Source organism: uncultured Bacteroides sp., assembly GCF_902491285.1.
Classification (GTDB): domain Bacteria; phylum Bacteroidota; class Bacteroidia; order Bacteroidales; family Bacteroidaceae; genus Bacteroides.
Genome location: NZ_CABUHK010000150.1, coordinates 1 through 5991, shown reverse-complemented (window position 1 = coordinate 5991; position 5991 = coordinate 1). Strand labels below are relative to the sequence as shown.

The following is a 5991-nucleotide window of genomic DNA, read 5'->3' as shown; positions in this document are numbered from 1 at the left end:
TCGAGAATGTATGTGAGGATGAAAACAACCTGACAAAACCATACGTTCTGCATGCAGAAGCGAACGCCATTACAAAAATAGCACGTTCAAATAACAGCAGCGACGGAGCCACGATGTATGTCACGGCTTCACCCTGCATTGAATGTGCGAAGTTAATCATACAGGCAGGAATCAAACGGGTAGTTTATTCCGAACATTATCGCCTGGAAGATGGAATAGAATTATTAAAACGGGCAGGAATTGAAGTCATCTATACAGAACCGGATAACAATTCTGCTTCGGACAAATAGTAAAACGAACGTTTTAAAAAAGGAATAGACATGAGTACAAAGAACTCTTCACGTTTCACACCTGTCATCATAGCTGTCAGCGTGGTAATCGGAATTCTTATCGGCACATTTTATGCCAAGCATTTCGCCGGCAACCGCCTGGGTATCATAAACGGTTCTTCCAACAAGCTGAATGCATTGTTGCGAATCGTAGATGACCAGTATGTAGACACAGTTAATATGACCGACCTCGTAGAAAAAGCAATGCCGCAAATTCTGGCCGAGCTCGATCCACATTCAACTTATATTCCGGCTCAGAATCTCGAAGAAGTCAACTCTGAACTGGAAGGTAGCTTTAGCGGAATCGGTATCCAGTTTACTATACAGAACGACACAATTCATGTGAATGCAGTCATTCAAGGCGGTCCTTCTGAAAAAGTAGGTCTGATGGCGGGCGACCGTATCGTCATGGTAGACGACAGTCTGTTCGTCGGCAAAAAAGTGACCAACGAGCGAGCCATGCGCACTCTCAAAGGGCCTAAAGGTTCTCAAGTGAAGTTGGGAGTCAAGCGTATGGGAGAAAAAGACTTACTGAATTTCAGCATTACCCGTGGTGATATTCCACAAAACACAGTGGATGCAGCCTATATGGTGAATGATGACATCGGTTACGTGAAGGTCAGCAAGTTCGGCCGTACCACCCATGTAGAATTGCTCAATGCACTGGCGCAACTTAACCATAAGAAATGTAAAGGACTGATTATCGACCTGCGCGGCAACACCGGCGGATACATGGAAGCCGCTATCCGTATGGTAAATGAATTCCTGCCCGAAGGCAAACTTATCGTATATACCCAAGGCCGCAAATATCCGCGTGCAGAAGAATTTGCCAACGGCACAGGTAGTTGCCAGAAGATGCCGCTCGTCGTATTGATTGACGAAGGTTCTGCCTCAGCCAGTGAAATCTTTACCGGAGCTATCCAGGATAATGACCGGGGTACGGTAGTAGGACGCCGTTCTTTTGGCAAGGGACTCGTCCAGCAGCCTATCGATTTCAGTGACGGTTCGGCTATCCGCCTGACGATTGCCCGCTATTACACTCCGTCCGGACGCTGCATCCAACGACCTTACGAAAGTGGTAAAGACCGCAACTACGAACTGGACTTATACAACCGTTACGAACACGGAGAGTTCTTCTCACGCGACAGCATCAAGCAAAATGAGAATGAACGCTATAACACCAGCCTGGGACGTACTGTATACGGCGGTGGCGGTATCATGCCCGATATATTTGTGCCACAGGATACGACAGGAGTCACTTCCTATCTTTCTACAGTCATCAACCGTGGACTGACTATCCAGTTTACATTCCAATACACGGACAATAACCGGAAAAAGCTCAGTCAATATGAAACGGAAGAAGAACTGCTGAACTATCTACGCCACCAAGGCCTGGTTGAACAGTTTGTTCGTTTTGCCGACAGCAAGGGAGTGAAAAGAAGAAATATCCTTATCCAGAAATCATATAAACTGCTGGAAAAGAATATCTATGGCAACATCATCTACAATATGCTGGGACTGGAAGCCTATCTCCAATACTTCAATAAGACAGATGCTACTGTCAATAAAGGAATCGAGATACTCGAAAAAGGAGAAGCTTTTCCTAAAGCTCCGGTAGCAGTCGAAGAGGAAGAAGTGACAAAGGACAAAAAAGATGGAAAGAAAAAAAGAACTGCGCAAGTATATAGCATCACTGAAGACCCGTCACGAGGATTCAGCTATGCGGAAGTTGCAATCAGCTAAAGTACTTGCCGCCCTCGAAGCCCATCCGGCTTTTAGGGCGGCAAATACTATATTACTTTATCATTCGCTAAAAGACGAAGTAGACACGCACTCGTTTATCCGGAAATGGAGCAATAAAAAGCGGATCGTGCTTCCGGTAGTTGTAGGTGACGACTTGGAATTACGTATATATAGCGGCCCTGAAGATATGGCAACCGGCAGTTATGGTATAGAAGAACCGACCGGTGAACTATTCACAGACTATGCCGCCATAGACTTCATCGCCGTTCCCGGAGTCGCTTTTGACTCAAAAGGCAACCGGCTGGGACGGGGAAAGGGCTATTACGACCGTCTTCTGCCACGCATTCCGTCTGCTTTCAAGGCAGGTATTTGTTTTCCATTTCAATTAGTAGAAGAAGTTCCTGCGGAATCATATGACATTCGCATGGACATAATCATAACAAGCAATGAGAACGAATTATCACACCCATACCACCCGCTGCCATCATGCGACAGGGAGTGACGAAGAATTTGTTTTAAGCGCCATCAAAGGCGGTTATCAAGAATTAGGTTTCTCAGACCATACCCCGTGGAAATACCGCACCGGCTATATATCGGACATCCGCATGACCCCCGAAGAATTGCCGGAATATGTAGAAAGTCTCCGTTCGTTACGGGAAAAGTACAAAGACCAAATCAGTCTGAGAATTGGACTGGAATGTGAATATTTCCCGGATTACCTGCATTGGCTGAAAGGCATCATCAAGGAATACCAGTTGGATTACGTCATTTTCGGGAATCACCATTTTCACACGGACGAAAAGTTCCCCTACTTCGGCAGGCATACAGATACGGTGGATATGCTCGAACTTTACGAAGAGAGCTCTATCGAAGGGATGGAAAGCGGATTATTCGCTTATCTGGCACATCCTGATTTATTCATGCGCTCCTACCCCCGATTCGACCGTCACTGCAAACTAGTCAGCAGACATATCTGCCGGACAGCGGCACGGTTAAATCTGCCGTTGGAGTATAACCTCGGCTATGAAGAGTACAATGACACTCATGGAATTACAACTATTCCCCACCCCGATTTTTGGGAAATAGCAGCCCACGAAGGTTGTACTGCCATTATCGGAGTGGATGCACATAATAACCAATATTTGGAAACGCCTTTCTATTATGACCGCGCCACCAAGATTCTGAAAGAACTGGGAATAAAAACAATAGACCGGATTCCTTTCCTTAACGGAAAATGATATTTGTAATTACCGTAGCTCCTACTTTCTCATTGAGTGCACGTATCAGCATTTCGCGCCCCATCAACAGCTCCTGACGTAGAGCGGCAGAAGTAAGATGCACATATAAAGTCTGGTTACGAATATAAAGATTGCTGGTATAGGTTGCCGCAGGTCCCAGTATTTTGGGCCAGGCATCCAGCAATCTTTGTTCGTTCAACGGAGACTCCAGACTCTCTTGGCGAAGAAACTGCTGAATCAGTTTTCCTATTTGTTCGGCATCATTGCGTTTCATTGTTCAGCCTCCATTTCGTGAATGACTCCTTCTTCCACACGGAAAATCTTATAATCACTGCCCACTTTATGCAAAATACTATCCAAGTGTCCACGGTTCGTATCCGTTATAAATATCTGTCCGAAGTTATCGCCCGCCACCAATTTGACAATCTGTTCCACACGCGAAGCATCCAGCTTATCAAAAATATCATCCAGCAACAATAAAGGGACAGTTTTTCCGGTACGTTTCAGAAAATCAAACTGCGCCAGCTTCAAAGCTACCAGATACGTTTTGTTCTGTCCCTGCGAACCTTCTTTCTTTATCGGAAATTCGCCCAACAGCATATTCAGCTCATCTTTATGAATCCCGCGCAAAGAGAATCCCATAATCTTGTCCCGCTCTCTGCTTTGCTTCAACACTTCCAGCAAAGAAGCCTCCCGCGCATGAGATTCATAAGACAATCCTACATATTCCTTATCCTGGGAAATGAAAGAATAAAAAGACTGAAAGATAGGAATAAACTCTTTGATAAACGCTTCACGCTTCCTGAATACAATTTCACCGGCCTGCGCCATCATTTCCTCCCACACCAAAAACAGTTCCTCTTCCACAGGGAACTCACTTTTCAGCAAAGTATTCCGTTGTGTCAACGCCTTGTTATACCGTATCAGCGCATCCAGATATTCCTTGTCATACTGCGAAATCACAACATCCATAAACCGACGCCGCTCGTCACTTCCCCCGGCAATCAATTCGGAGTCGGCAGGCGACACCATCACCAAAGGCAAAAAACCTATATGATCGGAAAAGCGGCTATATTCCTTCTTATTACGCTTGAACTGCTTCTTTGAGCGACGTTTCATCCCGCAATAAATTTCCTCGGGAGTCCCGTCCTCAGCTTCATAAAACCCCTGAATAACAAAGAACTCCTGTTCATGACGAATATTCTGAGAATCAATCGGATTGCCGGAACTTTTACAAAAAGACAAGAAATACACCGCATCCAGCAGATTCGTCTTTCCCATTCCGTTCTGCCCGAAAAAACAATTCAGTTTGGCGGAGAATCCCAGCTCCACTTCTTCCAAATTCTTATAATTTAATATGGATATTCGTTTCAGTATCATTATGTACACGTTAATTTGCTCACAAAAGTAGCAAGATTTTCGTGGTTTTCGGGTGTAAAACAAAAAAAGATGGCTCTAAATTTCATTTGTAGATATAAAAAAACTACTTTTGCGAGTCGAAATATCAAACCGTGAATAATAACAAAAAGAATCATATAAAATGGCAGAACAAAAGAATCAGAACGAACATCTGAACGTAGAAGATGCACTGACACAATCGGAAGCATTTCTTATCAAGTACAAAAACGCAATCATCGGCGGTGTTGTTGCTGTGATTATTATTGTAGCAGGTATTATCATGTACAAAAACCTCTATGCTGAACCACGTGAAGAAAAAGCACAGGCAGCTCTTTTCAAAGGACAGGAATACTTTGAACAGGATGCTTTCGAGCAAGCACTGAACGGTGACAGCATCGGTTTCGCCGGCTTCCTGAAAGTAGCCGACGATTACAGTGGAACAAAGGCGGCTAATCTGGCAAAAGCTTATGCAGGTATTTGCTATGCACAACTCGGCAAATATGAAGAAGCAGTGAAAATGCTGGATGACTTTAACGGAAAAGACCAAATGGTTGCTCCCGCAATCCTGGGTGCTGCAGGTAACTGCTATGCACAACTCGGACAATTGGACAAGGCAGCTTCTACCTTGCTGTCGGCAGCAGACAAAGCTGACAACAACACATTGAGTCCGATCTTCTTGTTGCAAGCCGGAGAAATTCTGGTGAAACAAGGCAAATTTGACGATGCAGTAAGCGCTTATACCAAGATCAAGGACAAATACTTCCAATCTTACCAAGCTATGGACATCGACAAATATATCGAGCAGGCTAAACTGATGAAAAAATAAGATACCTTATTATATATATAAGATATCAGGCACGGATTACACAGATTGACACGGATTAAAAACAGTTATCAACTACAACCGTGAAATCCGTGTAATCCGTGCCTTTTTTCCAGAAACCTTTCCAAACTTCCAATTTTTAATTTTTAATCTATAATTTACTCATGGCAACAGCTTATCATAATTTATCCGAATACGATTTTAATTCAATTCCGAATGCTGAAAATATGAAATTCGGCATCGTTGTATCCGAATGGAATTTCAATATAACAGGCGCTTTGCTGAAAGGCGCGGTCGATACATTAAAAAAACATGGAGCAAAAGAAGAAAATATTCTGGTAAAAACTGTTCCGGGAAGTTTCGAACTTACATTTGGCGCCAACCAAATGATGGAAAATTGCGATATTGATGCAATTATTGCAATTGGTTGCGTAATTAAAGGAGATACTCCACATTTTGA

The 5991-nt window shown here is 43.8% G+C and carries 8 protein-coding genes; 6 read left to right on the top strand and 2 right to left on the bottom strand.

The genetic code is table 11. From position 1 onward, the window contains the following. From RDN93_RS21505 to RDN93_RS21490, 4 genes are all read left to right on the top strand, one after another. The coding region (locus RDN93_RS21505) for a deaminase (protein WP_308747365.1) at nucleotides 1-290 on the top strand (290 nt) is incomplete at its 5' end. A 30-nt stretch (nucleotides 291-320) separates the two neighbouring features. Then, nucleotides 321-2072 carry a S41 family peptidase gene (locus RDN93_RS21500; protein ID WP_308747364.1) on the top strand — a complete coding sequence of 584 codons (1752 nt, stop codon included), beginning with the start codon at nucleotides 321-323 and terminating at the stop codon, nucleotides 2070-2072. After that, a complete protein-coding gene (locus RDN93_RS21495; RefSeq protein WP_308747366.1) occupies nucleotides 2050-2574 on the top strand; it encodes a 5-formyltetrahydrofolate cyclo-ligase in 525 nt (174 codons plus the stop codon). The genes RDN93_RS21500 and RDN93_RS21495 overlap by 23 nt, the downstream gene beginning before the upstream one ends. Beyond that, complete coding sequence (locus RDN93_RS21490; protein WP_308747363.1) at nucleotides 2519-3310, top strand: histidinol-phosphatase; 792 nt, start codon at nucleotides 2519-2521, stop codon at nucleotides 3308-3310. The genes RDN93_RS21495 and RDN93_RS21490 overlap by 56 nt, the downstream gene beginning before the upstream one ends. Here RDN93_RS21490 and RDN93_RS21485 read toward each other — a convergent pair. After that, nucleotides 3297-3584: a DUF721 domain-containing protein gene (locus RDN93_RS21485; protein WP_175630220.1), complete on the bottom strand. Its 288-nt coding sequence runs from the start codon at nucleotides 3582-3584 to the stop codon at nucleotides 3297-3299. The genes RDN93_RS21490 and RDN93_RS21485 overlap by 14 nt on opposite strands. Then, entirely contained in the window at nucleotides 3581-4690 is a 1110-nt protein-coding gene (recF, locus tag RDN93_RS21480) for a DNA replication/repair protein RecF (RefSeq protein WP_308747362.1), read from the bottom strand. The genes RDN93_RS21485 and recF overlap by 4 nt, the downstream gene beginning before the upstream one ends. 160 nt (nucleotides 4691-4850) lie before the next feature. Here recF and RDN93_RS21475 point away from each other — a divergent pair, with 160 nt between their 5' ends. Both RDN93_RS21475 and ribH read left to right on the top strand, forming a co-directional pair. After that, on the top strand, nucleotides 4851-5534 hold the full coding sequence (locus tag RDN93_RS21475) for a tol-pal system YbgF family protein (protein ID WP_303877075.1): 684 nt from the start codon (nucleotides 4851-4853) through the stop codon (nucleotides 5532-5534). Between the two features lie 161 nt (nucleotides 5535-5695). Further along, a partial coding sequence (gene ribH / locus RDN93_RS21470) for a 6,7-dimethyl-8-ribityllumazine synthase (RefSeq protein ID WP_308747361.1) occupies nucleotides 5696-5991 on the top strand: 296 nt, incomplete at its 3' end.